This is a genomic window from Paenibacillus sp. FSL K6-2524 (genome assembly GCF_038005525.1).
GTDB classification, from domain to species: Bacteria; Bacillota; Bacilli; order Paenibacillales; family Paenibacillaceae; genus Fontibacillus; species Fontibacillus anaericanus.
The window spans coordinates 584,070-605,970 of record NZ_JBBOSP010000001.1; the positions used below are offsets into that span (position 1 = coordinate 584,070).

The window sequence follows — 21,901 nt, forward strand, 5'->3', positions numbered from 1 at the left end:
GAAACTTTTAACCGGGTCGATACGTCAAATAGAGTAGGAAAAAAAATGAATTATTTTATACTATCCAGGAGGATGAGCATGTGAAAAAATTATGGGTAACTTTATTGGCTGGGTTGCTAGTTTTACCGATCCTGTTCCAATCGTCAGCTCAGGCAGCTACGCCTATACGTATTTATATTGACGGTGTTCCGTTGGTGACAGATCAAGCAGCAGTTATGATTCAGGGTCGGACGATGTTGCCGTTACGCGCAATCTTCGAAGCACTTGATGCCAAGATCCAGTGGAATCAGAAGACACAAACAGTAACTGCGATTAAAGATGACACGACCATTGTCCTGAAGATCGGATCTAAGGTCGCTACGATTAACAATAAGGCCGTAAGTTTAGATGTTCCAGGGAAAAATTTGAAGGGTAGAACGATGGTCCCTGTCCGGTTTGTTGGTGAAGCACTTGGGCAAGAAGTTGGATGGAATTCCAAGACACAAACAGTGACTATCACTTCTGATAACAGTAACGGAGGGAATGGAAGCGTCAATCCGGTATCTTATGTTACGGTGAAGGATGTGGGTGACGCTGGCGATGGTCGTGACCTACAAGTTAGCTTCTCGAAATCAACTAATGAGTCACTTGTTGATCATTATAGAGTGCTAGTGGTTAAAGCGGCGAATACATTTAATTTTAATCTGGCGGATGCACTAAGAGTATCATCTGCTAATTATTCCACCGTATTAGCTACGGGTGCTGATCCTGTGGTTAAACTGACAGCCAATTCAAGGGATGTTGACGGTAATTTGATTGGAAGTAAGCAAGCGTATGTTGCTTATGTTTTGGCAGTTGGTAAGGGAAATAACGCGAGTGCACTTTCAAGTGCTTCTTCAACAATTACATTGGATAACGTTACCTATGTGGCAGCAACCACAGATGTGAAGGCAAGTGATGTGAACAATTATGGGGATGGACGGGATTTATCTATAAGCTTCACGCGTCCTTCGAGTGATAGTAACATTGCTAGTTATCGAGTTCTTGTTGTAAAGACTAAGGACATTAGCAAGTTTGATCTAGCTGCGGCTAATAATGTGAGCAGTCAGAATTACACTACGATCTATAAATCGGGTGGCAGTACACAAACTTCAGCTTTGACGTCTTCTTCAAGGGATACTTCCGGGGAGTTGATTAAGAGTAATGTGCCTTACACTATTTATGTTCTATCTGTAAGCAGCAATTCATCTGTGGCTTCGAATAAATTATCTTCTGGTTCATCATCAATTACATTGAGCGTAGGTTCCATAACCTCCCCAGTCATTACGGCTGTAGAAGACATAAACGACTATGGAGATGGCCGAGATCTGCGCGTCAGCTTTACCAAGCTGTCGGATGAGTCCAAGATTAGTTCTTATCGTATTTTCGTAGTTAAAGCGAGCGACTATGGAAACTTTAACTTAACAAAAGCAAATGCGGTTTCTAGCTCCAACTATACACAGGTAAACAAAACAGGATCTAACATCAGCCAAGTGTTATCTTCCGGTGTTAGAGATATCGATGGCGTTACCGTTAGAAACGGAGTTAGCTATCGTGTGTTCGTCATGGCGATAGGCAGTGGTAACAATGCGGGTAGCAATGAGTTGTCTTCTGCATCCCAAGCCATTACCTTGCTTAACAGCTATAACGTAGGTACTGTCTCAAGTTTATATGTAAGTGATGTTAATGATTATGGTGACGGTCGTGATCTGCGCGTATCGTTCACTCGGGCTTCCGAAGAATCGAATATTAGCTCTTATCGGATCATGGTTGTGCCAACAGATAATTATGGCAACGGATTCAGCTTGTCAGATGCGAATAATGTATCCAGTTCCTACTATACAACAGTGAGCAAAGGCTACAATTATAACGAAGTGCTATCCAGCAATGCCCGGGACGTACGCGGCAATTTAATTACGAACAATAAGCAATATAGAGTGTATGTTCTATCCGTGAGTAATGGTAGCTACTCTGTCAGCAATGCCTTATCATCTTCCTCATCTACGATTACTTTGATGAACGGAAATAGTGTAGGTAAGGTTAGAAGTCTAAGTGTAAGTGATGATACCGATTATGGTAATGGCCGTGATCTACGTATTTCATTCACTAAGGCTTTAGATGAGTCTAACATAAGTTCTTATCGGATTATGGTTGTGCCAACTTCAAAATATGGTAGCAACTTTAGCTTGTCAGCAGCAAACGATATAAGATATCCGAATTATACAGAAGTGAGTAAGGGTTCCTTTGATCAGGTGCTATCAGCGGATACGAGGGATGTAAGTGGTAACTTACTTAAGAACGACACCACTTACAGGGTGTATGTCCTATCTGTAGGGTATGGAAGTTCCTACAATGCGTTATCTGATTCCTCACGTGAGATTACACTGGTGACTTCAGCTAAGACTCCAGTAGGTACAGTCACCGGTGTAACCTATAATGAAAATGGAAATAATATTACTTTTAGTTTTAATAATTTAAGAAATGAGACCAATATTTCTGAATATCGAGTTTTTGTGGTTCAATCTGATGTTAGCTTTGGATTGTCCGATGCTATTAATGTGACATCCTCCTCTAGGTATTTAAGTGACGGAAAAAATAGTGCTATTACTCGATCATTCTCTGAAATAAATGATGTCAGTGGTGCTGCGATTATTAAAGGAGTTGAATATCGTGTATATGTTCTTGCTGTAGCCAATAGCAATGGTTTGCGCAGTGAGATTTCAAAGTCCATAAAATTGTTAATTCCCTAAGCAGAGATCTTAGGTACACAATTGGATAAAGACCGAACCAGAAAAGCCTGACCGTTATCGGTCAGGTTTTTCTGCGGTACCATCAGATAGGATAATTTAAAGATAGTTGTTTCAACTCATGACATTGGTCTAAATTGAATCCTTTATAACAATATAAACAAGAAATTTAGGGACAAAAGCGATCATGGAGATATTTAACTCCCTCTTTCTTATTGAAAAACTGTTCAACTGATTTGAATTTGACAACCCCTCACAACCTTTTGTACCCCTGAAGGAAATAAGGGGAAAGGGGGGGATGTTGATCACATGGATAATTCTGGACAGTATGTATTACCTGACGGTACGCTAGATGATCGGAACATATGGAGCAGAGAAACTTTGTATCAAGGGATGAACGGTAAACTCGTGGAGCGATTCTATGTGTCGCCTGAACGAAGCTATGTGTTCAAGCCTTTAACGAATGACGCTACCGAAGATCGGGAAGTCTGGGTGTATCAACATATCCTGCATTTGTTCCCCAAGATATATCCCCAATTACTTGCCTCTTCTGGTCCAGGGAGAGGGGAGCAGAGCTGGACGATCTATGAAGATATTGGCCCGCTACGTCATGAGTACAGTCTGCAACACGCCTTGGGGGTTGTTAAAGAGATGGCATGCTGGCATTCCCTTCCTAAGACACACTGGGATGGAATACCTGCTACAGGGCCTAAACCACCTATTGAACAAATAGTATCGGAATTACTTATTCGTGAAGATGAAGTCATAGTCGTTATGAAACAGATGGGGATATCCAATCGATTTCTTGAGGATATAAGGCTCGTGGCGGAGGGACAAGTCTTCACGGGGGACAAGGTACTTTGTCACGGTGACCTTCATTTAGGGAACTATGCCGAGACAGAGAGCGGAGAGATCTATATACTGGATTGGGAACATGCCCATCCGAATCTATCGCTGTGGGACTTATACCATCTGATTGATATGTCGCATCCTCTATTTCCAAAGCAAATGACAAGTTCGGATAGGGAAGCAATCTTAAATTGTTATATAGATCAAACCGCTGCCCTTCGTGGTACACAGGGGAATCAGAATAAGGATAGCTTCAAACAAGATTATTATCTCTTCGCTGCACTATTTTCCCTATGGATGCTTCTGTTGATCCAAGGTGATTTACGCCAAGAATCAACACTTTGGCCAAAGGACAAGTTGCTAACACAGTGGGGAGAAACGTCATCAAGTTTGATGGAGTGTTTAGAATTATTGGATGCATATAAAGTGGAATCTAATTATATAGATAAGACGGTGAATTCATGAAAAAAGTCGGGTTGGTGATGCGAAAAATTCAGTTTACGGAGTCCCAAGGTCCGAGGGTGTTTGCTGAGCGACTTCGGGATATTGCCTTGGAATTAGGCGTCGAGATCGTCTTTATATCTCCTGAGCGGCATGTCAGCGGACATGACTGGATTCCAGGGTATGAGCATGAAAAGGGAGATTTGGTTAACTACGATATCGTATTAGACCAGATTTACTCGCAAAATATTGAGCACGTAATTTACACTGTATCCGGCTTCACTTTCCTGAAGATGTTCATCAAGAATAGTGTGCTGTTCCCGCATAGTTTTCCTGATCCTGCGTTAACAGGGTATGAAATGATGAAGCCATTTTACGGGATCGTGGATAAAGCTATCGTACAGACGGAATTTCTAAAGCGCCAATTCAATGATGTATTTGGGGTCACAGATGTGAATGTCATCCCGATAGGATTCAGCGAAGAGATGTCGAAGAAACATTTTGATCCAAGTGCTATTGTCGACAATCGCATACTTTGGATTGGTAGGGATGAAGAGAATCGACGGCCAGATTTGGTGCTCGATTATGCAAGGCATAATCCAGACAAAGACATCTTCATGGTGTTTGGCGGGGAACGGTACAAGGAAAGTATGAAGAAATACGACATCCCTTCAAACGTTAACCTGCAGTTTGCTTTGACACAGGATCAGATATTCACACTCATGAACTCGGCGAAAGTATATTGGAGCTGTTCTAAGTTCGATACTTTTGCGATGCCACTTACTGAGGCGCTTGCCATGGGCAAAATTGTGGTCAAGCCGGAACATCCTTGTTACGGGCATATTAGCTCCAAGCATGCTTTTGCAGGGAATGAACGTAATTGGTTCGAACTGGTCAATATGGCGGCTGCCTCTCCGCTTAAATATTCACCGGATAACCGGGAATATGCATTTGATATGTTTTCAAGCTCCGTAATGAAACGGGGGTACAAGGAGTTTTTTGACCAATGGCTAAGATAAACTCTGAAATGATTCATTCAGAAGAAGACCTAGCACGATTGCTGGAACAACTTGCAGCCAATGCATGGCCTCCACGGGAGCGTGCGGACCTAGGCAAATGGCGACTACGCGCCAATGATGGAGTTACGAGGCGGGCGAATAGCGTCCTTGCAGCAGGCGCTTTCCCAGAGGGCGATTGGCTGGAGGCGATTGAAGGATTTTACCGCAATCGGGGTATTTCTCCTTGCTTTCAGGTGAGTAATTCTTCTCCCTCTGAATTAGATGGAATATTAGAGCATAGAGGTTACTCCGCCTTTATGCAATGCTTTATGATGGCGGCTTCTTGCGAAGAAATTCTGAAACGTACAGAACAGATAACGTCATGGTCCGCAAAGTTTGCGCTGGAGGTTGATGATGGCTGGTTTTATGATTTCTTAGTGTTGGAAGATTTTCCGAATGAGCGTAAAGAATTATATAGATCCATTTTCAAAGGAATTATGGTTCCGAAATGTTTTGTATCTGTGTTGGAGAATGGTGAAAGGATAGGGCTTGCTAGCGCAGTCCTTGAACGAGGATGGGCAGGTATTAGCAACGTGATTGTTGATCCTCGGCACCGCAGAAAAGGAGTAGCTGGATCGATATTCCGAGCGCTCTGTGAGTGGTCTTTGGCGCAAGGAGCACAGCATATCTATCTTCAGGTGCTCCGTAAAAATGCAGGCGCGCTAGATTTGTATAATAAGCTGGGTTTTTCTGTGGTATCAGAATACCATTATCGAATCCATAATGATTAAATAGAAGCACCTTCGGGTGCTTTTTTTATTTTGGCTAAGGTTATTGAGATGTTTACCCAGCATGTAAATTTCATCTTATGAATATCATAAAGAGGGGTTTTTCACATAAACAGGGAATTACAGATAGATGAATAAATGAATCGATATGAACGGGAAAGAAGGCCGTTGAAATGTACGATAATAGGGACTCTTCCAAGAATAATTACGATTATCAGCAGGGAATGATCTATCGGAACCCTAACCCTGAATTTGTAGGTTTTTGGGTACGTTTGCTTGCATTTTTAATTGACTGCGTGATTTTAGAAATTCTAACTTGGTTCTCGCCATTTAACTGGGTAGCAGAATGGATACTCAGTTTCTTATACTTCACTTTATTACCTTGTACTGCTTGGCAGGGCACGGTTGGGAAGCTGATCCTCAGTGTCAAAATTGTGGATGAGGAAGGTGAGAAAATATCTTATCTACGCTCCATAGGGCGTTACCTTGCCAGATTTATATCTGCTATCATTTTGTGTATTGGATTTATAATGATTGCGTTCAATGAGAAGAAGAGAGGACTGCATGATCTAATGGCAGGTACTTATGTAATAAAAAAAGAATCGAAACTTTATGACTGAAGTGTAATTTCACCATATAAAATCAAACAAAGAACCGTGTCCAACATGATCTAATGATCAGTGGAAACGGTTCTTTTAATATAACCCCAAGCGATTAGCTCGGGTCTGAATTTAGCAGTTTTTCCATGGACATCTGATTGAGTGGGCGGCTGTAATAATAACCTTGGATTTGGTCGCAGCCATTGTCACGTAGGAAATTAAATTGTTCCTCGGTCTCGACACCTTCAGCTAATACGGTCATCCCGAGAGATTTGCCTAATTGAATGATGGACAGTAGTAAGGAACTGTCTCGTATAGAGCTAGGTGTCTCACGAACAAAGGTACGGTCAATCTTTAGAACTTGAAGAGGTAGTTCTTTTAGATAATAAATAGAGGAATATCCTGTTCCAAAGTCGTCGATAGAGAGAGTTATCCCTTTCTCTTGCAGTGAATCAAGCTTTTCCATAATAAATAATGGCGTGTTAAGTAGGGATTCTGTTACTTCAAGCTCTAAATACTGTGGGTCAAGCCCAGTTTGTTCTAACGCTGACTGGACCATATGAACGAATTGTGGGTGTTTGAATTGTACGGCTGAGACGTTTACGGATACCGGTAGCTTAGGGAGGCCAGCATCCTGCCACTTCTTATTGGTTCGACATGCCTCCAATAGTACCCATTCTCCTAATTGAACGATAAGTCCGGTATCTTCTGCTATCGGAATGAAGTTGTTAGGCGGAACTAGTCCCAGTTCAGGATCATTCCAACGAATGAGAGCCTCAAAGCCGGTGAGCGTTAAAGTGGAGGTATCTATTTTAGGCTGATAATGAAGCTCAAATTCACCTTCTGCCATGGCTCGTGGTAGTTTCTTCTCAATATTAATTCTCTTATGTAATTTATCCATTAAATAATAATCGAAGTAGTGCGGACCGTTTAATGACTCGGCCTTCGCTTCTTTCATTGCAAGTTCAGCATGCTTTAGTAATTTGGTTACATCTTGACTATCATCTGGGTAAAGGCTAATGCCCATACCACACCCACTGGTGATCTCCTCATTGAACACAGAATAAGGCTTCTTTAAAGTATCACTTAAGGTGTTTGCAATCTCATGAATTTGAAGTGGGTCAGAAATATCAGACAAGAATATGATAAAGTCATCTGCAAAGCTACGACAAATAGGTGTCCCATCCGCTAAGGTGTTTTTTAGACGCTCTGCAACTTGTTTCAGAATCTCATTTCCTGTAACTTCCCCATAACTTTCATTAATATAACGGAATCTATTTAAGTTTACACGCAGTACAGCAGCCATTTTCTTCGTGGATCCAGTCGCTTCGAGTTTCGATTTCATAATTTCCTTGAAGCGATTCATATTGAGCAATTCAGTTAATGGATCAAAATAAGAAAGTTGTTGAATCTTTTGCTTAGACGCGTTACGTTCTTCAACTTCTTTAGTGACGTCTAACTGAAGACCTATAAAGTATGTGGGTTTACCCTCGGACCCGATGACCGGACTGATAATAAATTGGTTCCAAAATGTGCTGCCGTCTTTTCTATAATTTTTGATGGTGACCGTATCAGAGCGACCTTCCTTGATCGCTTTACGAATGACTCCAAGATGCTCCTTGTCCGTTTCTTCACCTTGAAGAAATCGACAGTTACGCATCAGGACCTCTTCGCGCGTATATCCGGTGATTTTCTCAAACCCTTGATTAACGTAGACCAATGGATGGTCTGGCAGAGTCGGATCAGTTATAGCTATTCCTACACCCATCTTATCAATGGACTTCAACAAAGCGGAGGAATGAATGATCGAATCGATTTGAGCGTGATATTCGTCCTTTTCCAAAATAAATCCCCCTCGAAATGAACCAAAAAATGTATGTACTAGCTGATGATGTCCATGTCCGGCATCACTACGAAAGTATGTCCTATCACACATCATACATGTGGTTCCTTTAGGAAATCAATGGGTTTTCTCACCCGAAATATCGGGGTCTATCTAAAAAATAAAACCTACATACAAGATATGCTGTAGTACCGCCATTTTATCAATCAATCGGCCCAGATCATGAGATCAAATTACTTACTCGATTAAGAAAAAAATGGGTATATATATTTTTGTTTGCATAATTTGAATGAATGTTTATCGAAGATGACTAGTGCGTGATCTTCATCATTCTACGGACAACCTCTGAAATGTTAACATAAGTTAATTTTAATACTTCATTGTAATAATGTGATAGCGTAATAGATTCGAGTTTGAAGTCGTTATTTATGAACAGGGGGATGGAAATGGGTAAGGCAACCGGTTTTTTGGAATATGAACGTGAAGTTCCGGGGGAGTTAGATCCGTTAAAACGAATCAATGCCTGGAAAGAATTCGCCATACCATTAGAGGAAGAGAAGTTAACGATACAAGGTGCTCGTTGTATGGATTGTGGGACACCTTTTTGCCATGTTGGCAGACTTATATCAGGAATGGCATCGGGTTGTCCAATACACAATCTAATTCCCGAGTGGAATGATCTGGTGTACCGAGGAAGCTGGAAAGAAGCTTTGAAGCGTCTACACAAAACTAATAATTTCCCTGAATTTACTGGACGTGTCTGTCCGGCACCGTGTGAAGGGGCTTGTACAGTTGGGAAGAGTGGCTCTCCAGTTACGATCAAGAATATCGAGAAAGCAATCGTGGATAGAGGGTTTCAGGAGGGTTGGATTACGCCCACCATGCCTACTGCTCATACAGGTAAGAAGGTGGCTATCGTTGGTTCAGGTCCTGCGGGTCTAGCATGCGCGGATCAGCTTAATAAAGCAGGACATGATGTGACGGTATATGAACGTGCCGATCGGATAGGCGGATTATTGATGTATGGTATTCCCAACATGAAGCTGGATAAAGGGACGGTGCAGCGACGTGTCGATCTCCTTGCAGCCGAGGGGATTACCTTTATCACGAAACAGGAGATAGGTAAGGATATCACTACAGAGGAATTACGCTCGCAGTTTGATGCCGTTGTTCTGTGTGGAGGCGCTACAAAACCGCGGGATCTGAATATTGAAGGGCGAGAGCTTAAGGGGATACATCAAGCGATGGAATTCTTAACGCGCAGTACGCAGAGCTTACTCGATTCAGAACTTGAGGACGGTAAGTACTTATCAGTCAAGGACAAGGATGTCATCGTCATTGGTGGTGGAGATACAGGTACAGACTGTGTAGCGACAGCAATCCGACTGGAGTGCAAAAGCGTCATACAGTTGGAAATCATGCCACAGCTTCCATTAAGCCGTCAACCGGGTAACCCTTGGCCAGAATGGCCAAAGGTATTGAAGACGGACTACGGTCAGCAAGAGGCAACGAAGCTATATGGAACCGATCCTCGTCGCTATTTAACAGCCAGCAAGTGCTTCATCGGTGATGCTAATGGAAATGTGGAGGCCATTCGAACGGTAGAAGTTGAGTGGAGCAAGAATCCGCAGGGCGGTTTGATTCCCGTCGAAATCCCAGGGAGTGAAAAGGTAATACCGGCTAATATGGTGTTGTTGGCACTTGGTTTTACAGGGCCAGAAGGCGGCATGTTGGAACAGCTTGGTATTGAACGTGACGAACGTTCCAACGTGAAATCTGAGCTAGATCATTACACGACAAATGTTCCAGGTGTGTTCGCAGCTGGTGATATGAGACGAGGACAAAGCTTGGTTGTATGGGCTATACATGAAGGGCGCCAAGCTGCCCGCGAAGTGGATTGCTATCTCATGGGAAGTACTGAGCTGTAGCAATAATATAAGATCTTAAATAATTAGCTGACCCCGCTCAATTGTAGTGTGGGGTCAGCTTTTTCCATGAGAGTTACGGTAACTGTGAATTAGCCCGCTGGATTACGGCACTAATTTTAACTTCTAGGTTGTACATGTTTTGTTTGTATGTTGTTATTTGACCGGATAGGGTCAAAAGTCTGGCTAAACAATCGCCTGATCGGTCAGCGTCGCCTTTCTTAGCTGCGCCCTTAAAATTGGTCCATTCGGTGGTAATGCTCTTGTTTGGTGTAGATTGGAGACTTCGTTCTGCCGTTATTTTGGTCTTAAGTGGCGTTATTTCAGTCAGAATGGAACGGATTTGAGTAGCCTTTCGTGACTTATCACTTTTGGCCGCTTTTAGGGAGTCTTCCTTCGTACGGATATCTTGTCGGGCCAAACCTACAGCAATTTTCATCACATCAGCTTCTCCCCGCAGCACTTTGTAGAGAGACTTATCTTTGAATGATTTAACAGCAGCAACCTGTTTGGTCAGTGAACTATATGTGTTAAATAGAGGCTGATACTTTGCTTTAATCTGTTTGACTTGGTCTTCTAACTTTATGATCTTATCAGCGTCGATTTCCTTGATTTTCTTTCGTATAGCTGTAACTAAGGCCTCATTATTGTAGTGGAGTGTCGAAGTCTTGTTGTCCCATTCCATAGCTTGCTTTTGAAGTGCGGCCAAATCATCATATTGCTTAACGAGCTTTGCTTGTTTGGTGCTCCCCGCGGTCCCTGCAGTCTTCACTAATGATGTTCTAACCGCATCTGTAAATTGCAGGGTAGCTGCTGCTACCGAACCACTTCCTATAGTTGTACTAAGAAGGAGTGCCACAACAAGCGCGGCGGTCAGTTCCAGCTTTAACTTATGCATTTTCATCCTATCATCACTCTCCTTGTCCCTGAATGAACGAATACGACACAAAAAAAGCACCCGCAAGAAAGGCATAAATGCCTTTTCTTACGGGTGCTTCCGTCGTAAGTTGATTCATCAGGGTTATTTTGGTCCAATATACAGGATATCCGTTATCCTGTCAACGTCCCCACTATTTGCCAACTTCAGATAGGTTATCCTGTAGACATGAAAGCTTACGAATGATTTCCTCTTGCCACTTTAAGTCCCCAAGACGGGTCGCGAGATTAAGTAGATCTAGGTAATCATCGACTGTTAACGGCGAAGGTTTCCGAGCGGATATTCTCATTGTTGTTAAGCTCCTTTTGTATTCATGCTATATTATTGAAGTATATTATTATTAATAATGATAATCATTATCATGATGTTCTAATTACATTATGCACAAAACTAAGCCAATTGTAAATATACGAGCCTCCAAACTCCACCAATAATAAAAAAATTAGATTAGATCCTGCTTTAGCGAAGTGAAAGTAATCGCCCTCAGCATGTATCAACTTGTCTTCAGTCCATATACTAAGGATAAATATGAAATCTATTACGTTAACTATTTAGGAGGAACTATGGAGACAGAATCGCTGCTAAGGGTTGAAGAACTGGCACTTAAGAAATATAAGATTTTTAAGCAAAGCCAGATTCGATATATCGCAAGAGCCATGCTCGCGAGTATGTTTATTGGGTTTGGTGTAATTGTTGCCTTCAAAAGCGGAAACTACTTCTATATGGAACATTCCCCATTTGCGTATCCCATGGCAGCCATCACGTTTGGTGCCGCAATTATTCTTATAGCTTACGGTGGCGGAGACCTCTTCACGGGGAACACTTTTTACTATACCTATGCTGCTCTCAGAAAAAAACTGAAGTGGAGAGATGTCGTAAGACTTTGGTTGTTTAGTTATATTGGAAATATCATGGGTGCGGCGGTATTCGCCTTACTGATCTTTCTAACAGGTTTATTTACAGATTCGTCAGTTAACAGTTTTTTGTTGAATGTTGTAGAGCACAAAATGACCACGTCAGCAAGTGAGCTTTTCTTCCGGGCGATTCTCTGTAACTGGCTAGTTTGTATGGCATTCTTTATCCCGATGTCACTTAAGGGAGATGGGGCAAAGATGTTTGCCATGATGTTGTTCGTATTCTGTTTCTTTATCTCGGGGTATGAACATAGCATCGCCAATATGTGTACCTTCGCGATCGCACTCGTGTTGGACCATCCAGGAACAATATCTTTCCCAGGCGTATTACATAACCTAATTCCGGTGACGATTGGAAATCTGATTGGAGGGGTTTTACTTATGGGCGTCATGTATTACTTTGTGAACAAACCCTTCCTAGATTCGGAAGAGAACTAACGCATTTGAAACAAATCTCTACCAACATATTACCGGTAAATCCTTGGTTATAGTGAAGGGTTTATCGGTTCTTTTTTGGTTCAATGAAACTCTATTCTTTCGAAATTACTCTTACCTAATTATTCGACACTGCTCGCGTAAAAGGAAAATGCTGTATTTATATTTATAGAAAATATGTTAAAATTAAACAGACAAAGCGATTAAATTACTTATCTCACATTACTTTATTTCGTAAAGGGGTACACGGATGAAGCGGATTTCTAGGATGATGTTGGCCTCTATAACGATCGTATTAGCTGCGTTGCTATACCCGCCTGCGGCCTATGGTAATTGGGATGGAGCAATATATCCATCATCCTATAAATCCATTATGATATTTAGTTTATCTTTTATTATATTAATAGCTGTAAGTTATTTGGTACTAAAACTGTATATTAACCACTTAAGAAGAATTATTCATGGGGAGCAGGAGTTTTCTAAGAATGTTTTTGACCATACTCAATTATTCATTTGGGCTGTACATAGTGACAAGAGCATTCTCAGAATTAACAAATATGTCGAATGGCTGACAGGGATCCAAGAAGCAGATGTGATTGGAAAGAAATATAACGAGCTAATGTATCTTCAGGAATATTATGGACAACTTGTCGAGCTCATGGATGATGCCTTAGCTATGAATTTTGTGGATCAGCAGGAGATCACATTAATTTGTAATGAGCAGAGGGACCACAAGACATTTCTGTTTAGAACAACGGTTATTACTGGAGTATCGGGATATCCTGATGTTTTTATTGTTTGTGGTATAGATATACATGAGCGCAAGCTGTACGAAAAGATGCTGCAGAACAGTTATCAGGAGCTAGAAGGAATTTATGAGGAAGTTGCGGTAACAAAGGAAGAAATGCAAGTCCAAATGCATGAATTACTATTGAACCAGGATAAACTGCGGAACAGTGAGGAAAAATTTCGTCTGGCCTCGCTCGGATCAGGAGCTGTTATTTGGGATACAGACCCATCTACCGGTAATTATGATGTTTCAGACCGATTATTTGACCTCTTAGGTTATAGGAGAGATGAAATTGAGACGACAGCAGAACAGTGGCGTGAATTACTCCATCCCGATGATCTTATAGCTACGGAAGGTGCGAGACAGGCTTACTTAAATGGTGAAACTCCGGTATATGAAGCTGAGTACCGCATGATTAAGAAAAATGGGGAGTATCTTTGGATTCAAGCTAGAGGAATGTTACTAAGAAATAGTGACGGGTGCCCGGGACGATTTTCGGGTTCGATGATTGATATAACGGAACAAAAAAATTATGAACATCAATTGCAGCGTAGCTATAAAGCTCTTGAAGAGACTTACGAAGAACTGGCAGTGACCCAAGATGAATTAAGAGAGAACTACGACATGCTGGTTGAGAATGACAGACTACTCCGCAGAAGTGAAGAACGGTACAAGTTAGTTGCGGAATCGTCCAACGGTGGGATATGGGAAATAGATTTTATCCGAAATCGACGTTTCTATTCCCCAAGATGGTTTCAATTGCTCGGTTATAGGTATGAAGATGATATGCCTAGTGATCGGTTAAAGCATGTGATGCATCCTGAGGACGTAAAGAGAGTTAGCGAAGAATTAAAAGCAGCACAAGCAGGTGAGAAGGAACTGTTTGAATGTGAATATCGCTTATTGAAGAAGAACGGAGAGTACAATTGGTTCATTGGACGAGGGAAAGTACTGTTCGACGAGCTGGGGATGGCTTGCCGAATGGCAGGTTCTGATGTCGACATTCATGAGTTGAAATTATCTCAAGAGAGGCTTCAACATCTTGCGTATTATGATACTTTAAGTGATTTGCCAAACCGTCAATATTTACTTGAAGAGCTTGAGTACTACTTCACGTATTCCCTGGGAAAATCCGCACTATTCTTTGTGGATACAGACAACTTTAAATATATCAATGATACGCTAGGGCACAAGTTCGGTGACCAACTTTTGAAGAAAGTGAGCCTCAGGCTATCCTCCTTGGTCAGAGAGGAAGGAATGCTGTTTAGGTTAGGTGGGGATGAATTTGTTATTCTTCAGAGGGATATCGAGAGAGAAGCGCAAGCGGAGGACCTTGCCGAGTTATTGATTCAAGGATTTAAGGAACCTTTTCGGATCAATGATAGCGATTTGTACGTTTCAATAAGTATGGGTATCTCCTTCTATCCCAAAGATGGTGTGAGTGGTGAAGAAATACTGAAAAATGCAGATGTTGCTATGTATAAAGCTAAGGAGACGGGTAAAGGAAGGTATATGGTCTTCAGCCCTTCATTCTTACAAACGTTTAATGATCGTGTAAATGTAGAAAAATATCTTCGCGAAGCCATTAAAAAGGAAGAATTCGTGCTGCATTATCAACCTCAAGTCAGTCTTAAAACGGGGAAAATTGTTGGATTTGAATCGCTAATTCGTTGGAATAGTCCGGTGCTCGGGTTAGTCTCCCCGTTATCGTTCGTCAAAGTTGCAGAGGATAGCAGACTCATTGTGCCCATCGGCGAGTGGGTATTATTACGCTCTTGCAGTTTTGCTAAAGGCTTACATGACCAAGGGATTGGAGATTATAAAATCTCGGTGAACATCTCGGTCGTTCAATTGGTGCAAGATGAGTTTGTCGATATGGTTATCCGTATTTTGGATGAGACAGGACTCAATCCAATATATTTGGAACTCGAGATTACTGAATCGATTATTATTGAGTCATTTGACATTGTGATTCCAAAGTTAGAATTTATGAAAAGATTGGATGTTCAAATTGCTCTTGACGATTTTGGAACCGGATATTCTTCATTGAGTTATTTACAACAAATGCCGATCACTACACTGAAGATAGACCGGACTTTTATTGAACAAGTTCCTATAGAAGAAGATAAGCGTTCACTCGCAAGAGCTATTGTACTGATTGGTCGTAGAATGGGATTAGTAGTAGTGGCCGAAGGGGTTGAAACGAGGCGGCAGTTAGACTATGTCAAGCAAGCCAAGTGTGATGTAATCCAAGGATATTTAATCAGTAAACCTCTAAAGGATGAGGAGGCTATAGATTTAATCCATAGCCAGCGAGTATTTGATATTTGATAACGGCTTAGGTCTATCCAATGACGACTTTCTCACACCCATAGGAACGAATGATTGATAGCCAATTTGCCTTATCTTCTTCCGTAGGAATTGGAGCTATGAAGGTGCTTCCCTGGCCATCCCCTTTGGATCGCCCATATGGATGATATGCAAGTAATTCGGCACCGATGATGTTTGAATTGCTATTAACCCATTTGACGATTTCCGCAAAATGATCAGGTCGATCATTCAAGCCAGGTATAATAGGACAGCGTAGAATGAGGGGTACACCTTGTTCACAAAGCCATTGAAGATTGGCCAGAATAACGTTGTTAGAACGGCCTGTATACTCTTTATGCTGATCGGCATTATATTCCTTACTATCAAATAGGAAACAATCGACATAGGGGGAAATTCGTTCAAGAATCGATCGATGCGCATACCCGGAGGTCTCCACACAGGTGTGAAGACCTCGATTTTTCGCTTCCCGCAATAGGGCAAGCGAAAAATCGGGTTGCGCTAGCGGCTCGCCCCCAGAGAGCGTCAAGCCACCACCGGAACGTTTATAATATGGCAAATCCCTCATGACTACGTTTATAACTTCAGAAACCGACATTGGACTTCCAATCGTCTTCACGTCGCCAGTGTCCCCTTCAAGCGGATAAACTTCAGGTTCGAACTTTTGCGATTCCGGATTATGACACCACAAACAGCGGAGAGGACATCCCTTTAAAAATACAGTTGTGCGAATTCCATCACCGTCATGCAACGAAAAGCGCGCGATGTCAAAGACAATACCAGACTCCTCCACCAGATCTCTCCTCCCCATAAATTAATAGAGTGTACGCTCCAATATTTCCCGCTGCACATTGTGGTTCAACGTAACGAAATAAGCGCTGAATCCACCCACACGGACAATGAGGTTAGCATATTTCTCCGGTTCTTTCATCGCATTCTGCAAATCTTCTTTGCTGACGACACTAATGTTGGTTGATGTGCCACCTAATTCAAAGAAAGTGTCCAGTAACGCCTCCAGTTTCGGACGATCCCCATTAAACATCTGCTTGCTAAACTTTATATTCTGCGAGGAACCGGCATGCAACCCGGCATCAAGCTTCGTCATCGAGTTAAAAAGTGCAGTAATTCCATTCCGATCCATGCCTGGAGAGGGAGCATTGCCATTCGACATCGGTGAGTAGGCAAGGCGACCGTCCGCAGAGGCAAGGGTCAGTCGACCGAGAGTGGTATTGGCATCATTGTTAATCATAACTACAAGATAAGAATCAAGGTCCGTTCGATCCCGCTGATTCCTTACCGTATTGCATACAAATTCATGATACAGGACTGCCATTTGGTCGGCCTCATCGTCGTCATTCCCAAACTTTGGAGCCTCCAATAGCAGTTTCCTTTCGCCCTCTGCTCCTGTGAAATTGGTAAGGATCAATTCCATAAGTCGTTCTTTCGTTATTTTTTGCTCTTCATAAATGACCTTCTTGATAGCAACAAGACTGTCTGATGCTGTTATATTGCCGTAAGTTTCCAAAGTGCCGCCAAGATGACGGATGCCGCCTTCGAATACAGCCTTGCCGCGGGTAATACAATCGTCATACAGCATGCTGATGAATAACAGTGAGGTTTCTTCGCCTACGATTTTATACTCTAGCGCTTCTTGATCGGCGATGATGTCGATGTGGTGTTTAAGCTGTTTTTGGTATGCTTCCCAGAGGTCATCGATAGTTGCAAAATCGGATAGAGTGCCGAGTTTCAGACCAAGCTCTCGTCCGGTCAATGGATCGATCCCGTTAAACAGCGTTAATTCAAGTGCTTTCACAAGGTTGATAACACCGCTTGGTGTACCATAGCTCCGATGATCCAACATATATTCTCCGCATCCAAAGAAGGCATATTGCTCAGCTTCCTCACGGGATACGTCGAAGGCGTGCATTACTGCGGGTACATTTGCTTCATCATTGTACAGAATTGGAAACGTGGTTCCCTCTCCGAGGGAGTCTAGAGCTTTTGCAAGGATTTCAGGGTTCATTCCTTTGTTGCAGCGAAGGCTGAGCTGAGGTCGGAATGGGACGTGGCGCGAAGCCTCTATGGCAAACAAGGTGAAGCGATCTCCGTTCTCGGGATTTCGGCGTCCTACACCACCGACGATCACCCGGGCATCTCGTCCCAGTACGCCAAGGATCATACGCCAGTATGCCGTGACGAGCTCCTGTGCTTCCAGTTCCGAAATAAAATCGGTATTCAGATCCTGTACAAGTAGATCACCGAAATAAACGTCCATCCGACCATGCTCCATGCTCCCCGACAATAGCATATAAAGCCAGCAAAGCTGCATTGCCTCATCAAGATGTCGAGGCGCATGATAACGGATTGCCTCCAAAACCTCTACCATACGTTTCAAATGTAACTTATCGGATGCTTGGTCGGCTTGCTCTAAGGCTTGCTTCACATCCTCGATATAGTAGATCATGGAGTATTCGAGCATATCCAGTGCTGTTAGCATTGATTCATATAAAGGGTGGTAAGTTTCTGCGCTGGAAACAAGTTTCTCGCGGATCTCAGCCCTTAGACCCGGTAGCCCTAGACGAACGAGCTTATCCATATCCATGTGGGCCCCAGCCATCCGATAAAGAGGATAAATGACTCCGCTCTCAACTCCCCAATTATCGGTCCACAGCTCCCGTGCCATCACTTCGGTATAACGAACACGTATTTTGGAGTTGGTATTTTCGGTTTGCCAGTAAGCGATCAATTCTTCAAGCTCCACTTTCTGTTCTTCTGTCTGCAGGTACGGTTCCAACTCATCCCGTAAGCTCTGCTCCTCCATGTAATAACCCGTTCGATCAATATTACCGAATCCCTGAATCGGGGTGAACCCGAGAAATGGTGTTCGTTTGCGCCCAGCAAGCAGGTCTCCCTTCTGCATAGGCTGTAATATCCACGGGATCTGTACCTTTAGGCATGCCGCTTCACGTACAGCAGGGGGATAGAGGAGGTGATTTTTATAAGTGTTTGTGAAGTCATGCACATAAATAAGCGGATCGGATAAGCCTTCGCTAGTATGCGAAGTTAATGCTGGATAGTTAACCATGGGATAGATCTCCCTTCCTTGTTCTAGAAAGATCGTATCTCATATTCAATAACACCGCTTTTCGTTTCTTCCTCAATATAGTGCATATTCTCAGATTTGGCCTTTCTGAAGATATGCACACTTTTACCGTAAGAAGCAGAAGTAACTATAAACACGATAGCTTACAGTATGGGTGTGACAAAAGCCACAATTGGTTAAGGAGATGAGCCATAGCGATGAGTAAGAACCTATTAACAGTTTCTGATGTCGAGCATTACCATAAGAACGGATACCTACTAAATAAAAGGCAACTATTCTCACCCGAGGCGTTCACTGCATTGCGATCCATCTTTGAAGAACAGCTGGCACACAAAGGTGATAAGTTGTCTGATGAGCTGGACACCCCCCATTTTCGGGATGAACGCCTACTTACCTATTTGCTAAGCGAAGAAGTGCTTGATTTGGTTGAGCAGATCATTGGACCTAATATCGGATTGTGGTCGAGCCACTTCATATGCAAGGATCCATACGTGGGACGCGCCACTCCATGGCACGAGGATTCTACTTATTGGAGAGGCCGTCTGGACCGTTATGATAAAATCGTAACCGTCTGGCTGGCTATCGATCGAAGCAACAAGGAGAATGGATGCATGAGGGTCATTCCTGGCACGCATCATAACGGCTTCTCGGAGTATGTGGAGGTGGACGGCAAACAAAATTTATTCTCATCTCAGATCAAAGATGTGGAAGATTCTGAGGCCGTTTATTTAGAGCTTGAACCGGGGGAATGCTCGCTGCACGACTCAAGAATTATCCATGGAGCAGAGCCGAATAAAAGCATATATCGGCGCTGCGGTTATACTATGCGCTATTTTTCCACCGAAGCGAGAGTAGTACCGGAGAATAATCCTGGCTTTCGTATTTGGCTTGCCCGGGGAAAAGACATTGCGGGAAATTCATTCTGTAATGTAGAATAATCGAATAGTTACAACGACGGAATGAAAGGGAGGAAAGGCTATGAGCGGTAAACAGCCTGATCGGTTGCAGAATGTACAATACATGTCTGATTCTTCTCCCTTTCGAATTTTTTATCACCAGATTGATGGTCAGATTGATGTACATTGGCATGAATTTTTTGAAATGGCTCTTGTCATCAAGGGCAATGGAATTCATATCTTAAATGGTACGCAAATGCCACTTACTAGGGGGCACATTTTTCTAATGACTCCTGCAGATTTTCATGAGCTTGTACCAGATCCAGGGCAAACTGTTGAACTCTATAATCTGATCTTTACCCAGCATTTCCTACGGCCAGAGCTGTTTCAATGGTTGTTTCAGAACAGAGGTGGGGATTATCACCAACTACCAGAAGAGGACTTCCAGACTTTCGAAGCAGAATTTAGGCGGCTGTGGGAAGAAAGTGAGGATCCGCAGGAAGGCAGCGGTTACATCATTCAAGGTGCATTGGAGCGAGTGTTAATTGACCTCAGGCGCCAGCTCCCTGGACGATCGAAAGAGTTAGCAAACGCAGAATTGCGTCATCTACATCCTTCGATTCGTAGTGCTATTACCTATATCCAGCATCTTTTTCGCGATTCGCTCACCTTGGATCAAGTGGCAAAGAACGTGGGTTTGTCCGCCAACTATTTTAGCGAGTGCTTTCGCAAACAAGTAGGGGTGTCTTTTCAAACTTTTTTACAGGAGCAGCGTTTGCAATTCGCCCATTCTTTATTACGCGTAACAACACTTCCCGTCACAGAGATTTGCTTCGCATCAGGATTCAGCACCCTAAATCACTTTGAACGGACTTTTAAGAAAAAATACGGACAGACTCCGCGGGAATTGCGCAAAGTTAAGGGATAATAGCAGCTGTCACAAGCTTGAACTACTGGCCACAGTTACATCGGGGTCTGCGAGAAAAGAAGTAATCGGCATTGAAGCCGCACCTAATGCGGTTGAACGGATGCCGAGTGCAGCAAATGTGACGTTAGTCTTCTTACGATGATAGGACAAGCTGCGGGACTCAACCGTCCGTAGCATAGCGTCTTGAAGCATATCTCCCGCAAGTGAGAGCCTGCTACCAATGACGATCAACTCAGGATTCAAAATATTAATCAGATTCGCCAGTCCAACACCTAAGTGTGAACCCAATTCTTCTAATAAGGCTATAGCAGTCTCGTGACCTGTCTTGGCCTGAATAATAATCTCTTCTAAATTGGGACGGGAATCTTCCCATAGAACAGCGGCGCGATCTAGTAATGCTTTCTCCGAAGCAAGCGTCTCCCAACATCCACGATTACCGCAGCGACAGAGAGGGCCATCTTCGGCTATCGTCATATGGCCGACCTCACCAGAGAAATTGGAGGTGCCACGATACAATTCTCCTTTGACAATAATTCCCGATCCGATACCAACGCCGATACTGAGGTAGATCAGATTAGCAGAGTCTTGTCCTGCTCCAAATAGCTTCTCACCGATAGCCCCGGCATTTGCCTCATTGTCGATATGAATGTTATCGCCAAATAACGTGCTTAGAGAATCATAAAGAGAGATGTTGTTCCACCCTAAATTGGGGGAGGAGACGACCTTGTTCTCCTCGTCAACAAGTCCGGGTACTCCGATCCCCATACCGACTATTCCGTATGGGGATGCCGGTGCTTTTTTTCCCAGAAGGGTTATATGTTTACGCATTTGATTCAGAACATTTTCGGGGGAGCAGTCAGTCAATGGAACCGTCTTCTCCTGAATTACATTGCCTTCGAGATCAACAAGAATCATCAGCAAATCGTTGACACGGATGTCTACTCCGATGGCATGACCAGCACTTCGATTGAATAACAGCAGTGTGGGCTTCCGTCCGCCACTGGATTCGCCAGGACCAATTTCAGTGACAAGCTGACTTTCAATCAGTTCGGACACAAGCGATGATACAGTTGCTTTGTTCAGCCCAATGGCTGAGGAGATGTCCGCTCGGGACAGCGGTTGTTGCTTTCGTATCGTATCTAGAACGATCCTTTTATTCATTTTTTTGATCAGTTGTTGATCGCCCGTAATCTTCATTCGTCATCCTCCAGAATAGGTGTAGCTTTGTACGATATTCTATATATTTGCTATCATAACATACCTACTAGGTGATAAATCAATTACTTTGTTAGTTCACTAGACAAACTAAGTTTGTCGTGGTAAGATCATGTTGAAAAAGCGGCACGCCACCATTATTGTGAG

General features: G+C 42.9%; 16 protein-coding genes. 10 read left to right on the forward strand and 6 right to left on the reverse strand.

All coding sequences use genetic code 11. The features are described 5' to 3' along the window. Window positions 1–80 precede the first annotated feature (80 nt). The 5 genes from NST85_RS02530 to NST85_RS02550 all read left to right on the forward strand — a co-directional run bounded on the left by NST85_RS02530 (window position 81) and on the right by NST85_RS02550 (window position 6,461). Window positions 81–2,768, forward strand: a complete 2,688-nt coding sequence (locus NST85_RS02530; protein ID WP_341188455.1) for a copper amine oxidase N-terminal domain-containing protein — start codon at window positions 81–83, stop codon at window positions 2,766–2,768. A 306-nt stretch (window positions 2,769–3,074) separates the two neighbouring features. Beyond that, the gene (locus NST85_RS02535) at window positions 3,075–4,079 is read left to right on the forward strand and encodes a phosphotransferase (RefSeq protein WP_341188456.1); all 1,005 of its coding nucleotides are present in this window, start codon (window positions 3,075–3,077) and stop codon (window positions 4,077–4,079) included. Then, window positions 4,076–5,074, forward strand: coding sequence for a glycosyltransferase (locus NST85_RS02540; protein ID WP_341188457.1), 999 nt, complete (start codon window positions 4,076–4,078; stop codon window positions 5,072–5,074). Before NST85_RS02535 ends, NST85_RS02540 begins: the two co-directional genes overlap by 4 nt. Continuing rightward, complete coding sequence (locus tag NST85_RS02545) at window positions 5,062–5,844, forward strand: GNAT family N-acetyltransferase (RefSeq protein WP_341188458.1); 783 nt, start codon at window positions 5,062–5,064, stop codon at window positions 5,842–5,844. Before NST85_RS02540 ends, NST85_RS02545 begins: the two co-directional genes overlap by 13 nt. 170 nt (window positions 5,845–6,014) lie before the next feature. Then, the gene (locus NST85_RS02550; RefSeq protein ID WP_341188459.1) at window positions 6,015–6,461 is read left to right on the forward strand and encodes an RDD family protein; all 447 of its coding nucleotides are present in this window, start codon (window positions 6,015–6,017) and stop codon (window positions 6,459–6,461) included. Between the two features lie 94 nt (window positions 6,462–6,555). On the opposite strand, the gene NST85_RS02555 is transcribed toward NST85_RS02550, so the two are convergent. Then, on the reverse strand, window positions 6,556–8,283 hold the full coding sequence (locus tag NST85_RS02555; RefSeq protein ID WP_341188460.1) for a putative bifunctional diguanylate cyclase/phosphodiesterase: 1,728 nt from the start codon (window positions 8,281–8,283) through the stop codon (window positions 6,556–6,558). A gap of 446 nt (window positions 8,284–8,729) precedes the next feature. On the opposite strand from NST85_RS02555, the gene NST85_RS02560 reads away from it, so the two are divergent. Beyond that, window positions 8,730–10,211 (forward strand): glutamate synthase subunit beta, encoded by a 1,482-nt coding sequence (locus NST85_RS02560; protein WP_341188461.1) that lies wholly within the window; start codon window positions 8,730–8,732, stop codon window positions 10,209–10,211. Window positions 10,212–10,284: 73 nt separating this feature from the next. Here NST85_RS02560 and NST85_RS02565 read toward each other — a convergent pair whose 3' ends face one another. Next, entirely contained in the window at window positions 10,285–11,112 is an 828-nt protein-coding gene (locus tag NST85_RS02565; protein ID WP_341188462.1) for a hypothetical protein, read from the reverse strand. A gap of 166 nt (window positions 11,113–11,278) precedes the next feature. After that, window positions 11,279–11,434 carry a hypothetical protein gene (locus tag NST85_RS02570; RefSeq protein WP_170220206.1) on the reverse strand — a complete coding sequence of 52 codons (156 nt, stop codon included), beginning with the start codon at window positions 11,432–11,434 and terminating at the stop codon, window positions 11,279–11,281. Between the two features lie 274 nt (window positions 11,435–11,708). Here NST85_RS02570 and NST85_RS02575 point away from each other — a divergent pair, with 274 nt between their 5' ends. Both NST85_RS02575 and NST85_RS02580 read left to right on the forward strand, forming a co-directional pair. After that, window positions 11,709–12,497 (forward strand): formate/nitrite transporter family protein, encoded by a 789-nt coding sequence (locus NST85_RS02575; RefSeq protein WP_127193060.1) that lies wholly within the window; start codon window positions 11,709–11,711, stop codon window positions 12,495–12,497. A gap of 247 nt (window positions 12,498–12,744) precedes the next feature. Then, a complete protein-coding gene (locus tag NST85_RS02580) occupies window positions 12,745–15,615 on the forward strand; it encodes an EAL domain-containing protein (protein ID WP_341188463.1) in 2,871 nt (956 codons plus the stop codon). Between the two features lie 13 nt (window positions 15,616–15,628). Here NST85_RS02580 and NST85_RS02585 read toward each other — a convergent pair whose 3' ends face one another. Continuing rightward, window positions 15,629–16,405 (reverse strand): radical SAM protein, encoded by a 777-nt coding sequence (locus NST85_RS02585; protein ID WP_170220205.1) that lies wholly within the window; start codon window positions 16,403–16,405, stop codon window positions 15,629–15,631. Between the two features lie 21 nt (window positions 16,406–16,426). Beyond that, on the reverse strand, window positions 16,427–18,697 hold the full coding sequence (locus NST85_RS02590; RefSeq protein WP_341188464.1) for a pyruvate formate lyase family protein: 2,271 nt from the start codon (window positions 18,695–18,697) through the stop codon (window positions 16,427–16,429). Between the two features lie 215 nt (window positions 18,698–18,912). Between NST85_RS02590 and NST85_RS02595 the strand changes: the two genes are divergently transcribed. Continuing rightward, a complete protein-coding gene (locus NST85_RS02595) occupies window positions 18,913–19,653 on the forward strand; it encodes a phytanoyl-CoA dioxygenase family protein (RefSeq protein ID WP_127193056.1) in 741 nt (246 codons plus the stop codon). Between the two features lie 40 nt (window positions 19,654–19,693). Further along, window positions 19,694–20,539: a helix-turn-helix transcriptional regulator gene (locus tag NST85_RS02600; RefSeq protein WP_127193055.1), complete on the forward strand. Its 846-nt coding sequence runs from the start codon at window positions 19,694–19,696 to the stop codon at window positions 20,537–20,539. 9 nt (window positions 20,540–20,548) lie between these two features. Here NST85_RS02600 and NST85_RS02605 read toward each other — a convergent pair whose 3' ends face one another. Continuing rightward, the gene (locus tag NST85_RS02605; RefSeq protein ID WP_127193054.1) at window positions 20,549–21,736 is read right to left on the reverse strand and encodes an ROK family transcriptional regulator; all 1,188 of its coding nucleotides are present in this window, start codon (window positions 21,734–21,736) and stop codon (window positions 20,549–20,551) included. Window positions 21,737–21,901: the final 165 nt, after the last annotated feature.

What these genes read in the sequence shown, in the direction of transcription:
- NST85_RS02565 (WP_341188462.1), bottom strand. Translation starts at nt 11,112, where the DNA reads ATGAAAATGCATAAGTTAAAGCTGGAACTGACCGCCGCGCTTGTTGTG.
- NST85_RS02600 (WP_127193055.1), top strand. Translation starts at nt 19,694, where the DNA reads ATGAGCGGTAAACAGCCTGATCGGTTGCAGAATGTACAATACATGTCT.
- NST85_RS02560 (WP_341188461.1), top strand. Translation starts at nt 8,730, where the DNA reads ATGGGTAAGGCAACCGGTTTTTTGGAATATGAACGTGAAGTTCCGGGG.
- NST85_RS02540 (WP_341188457.1), top strand. Translation starts at nt 4,076, where the DNA reads ATGAAAAAAGTCGGGTTGGTGATGCGAAAAATTCAGTTTACGGAGTCC.
- NST85_RS02595 (WP_127193056.1), top strand. Translation starts at nt 18,913, where the DNA reads ATGAGTAAGAACCTATTAACAGTTTCTGATGTCGAGCATTACCATAAG.
- NST85_RS02580 (WP_341188463.1), top strand. Translation starts at nt 12,745, where the DNA reads ATGAAGCGGATTTCTAGGATGATGTTGGCCTCTATAACGATCGTATTA.
- NST85_RS02550 (WP_341188459.1), top strand. Translation starts at nt 6,015, where the DNA reads ATGTACGATAATAGGGACTCTTCCAAGAATAATTACGATTATCAGCAG.
- NST85_RS02535 (WP_341188456.1), top strand. Translation starts at nt 3,075, where the DNA reads ATGGATAATTCTGGACAGTATGTATTACCTGACGGTACGCTAGATGAT.
- NST85_RS02570 (WP_170220206.1), bottom strand. Translation starts at nt 11,434, where the DNA reads ATGAGAATATCCGCTCGGAAACCTTCGCCGTTAACAGTCGATGATTAC.
- NST85_RS02575 (WP_127193060.1), top strand. Translation starts at nt 11,709, where the DNA reads ATGGAGACAGAATCGCTGCTAAGGGTTGAAGAACTGGCACTTAAGAAA.
- NST85_RS02590 (WP_341188464.1), bottom strand. Translation starts at nt 18,697, where the DNA reads ATGGTTAACTATCCAGCATTAACTTCGCATACTAGCGAAGGCTTATCC.
- NST85_RS02605 (WP_127193054.1), bottom strand. Translation starts at nt 21,736, where the DNA reads ATGAAGATTACGGGCGATCAACAACTGATCAAAAAAATGAATAAAAGG.
- NST85_RS02545 (WP_341188458.1), top strand. Translation starts at nt 5,062, where the DNA reads ATGGCTAAGATAAACTCTGAAATGATTCATTCAGAAGAAGACCTAGCA.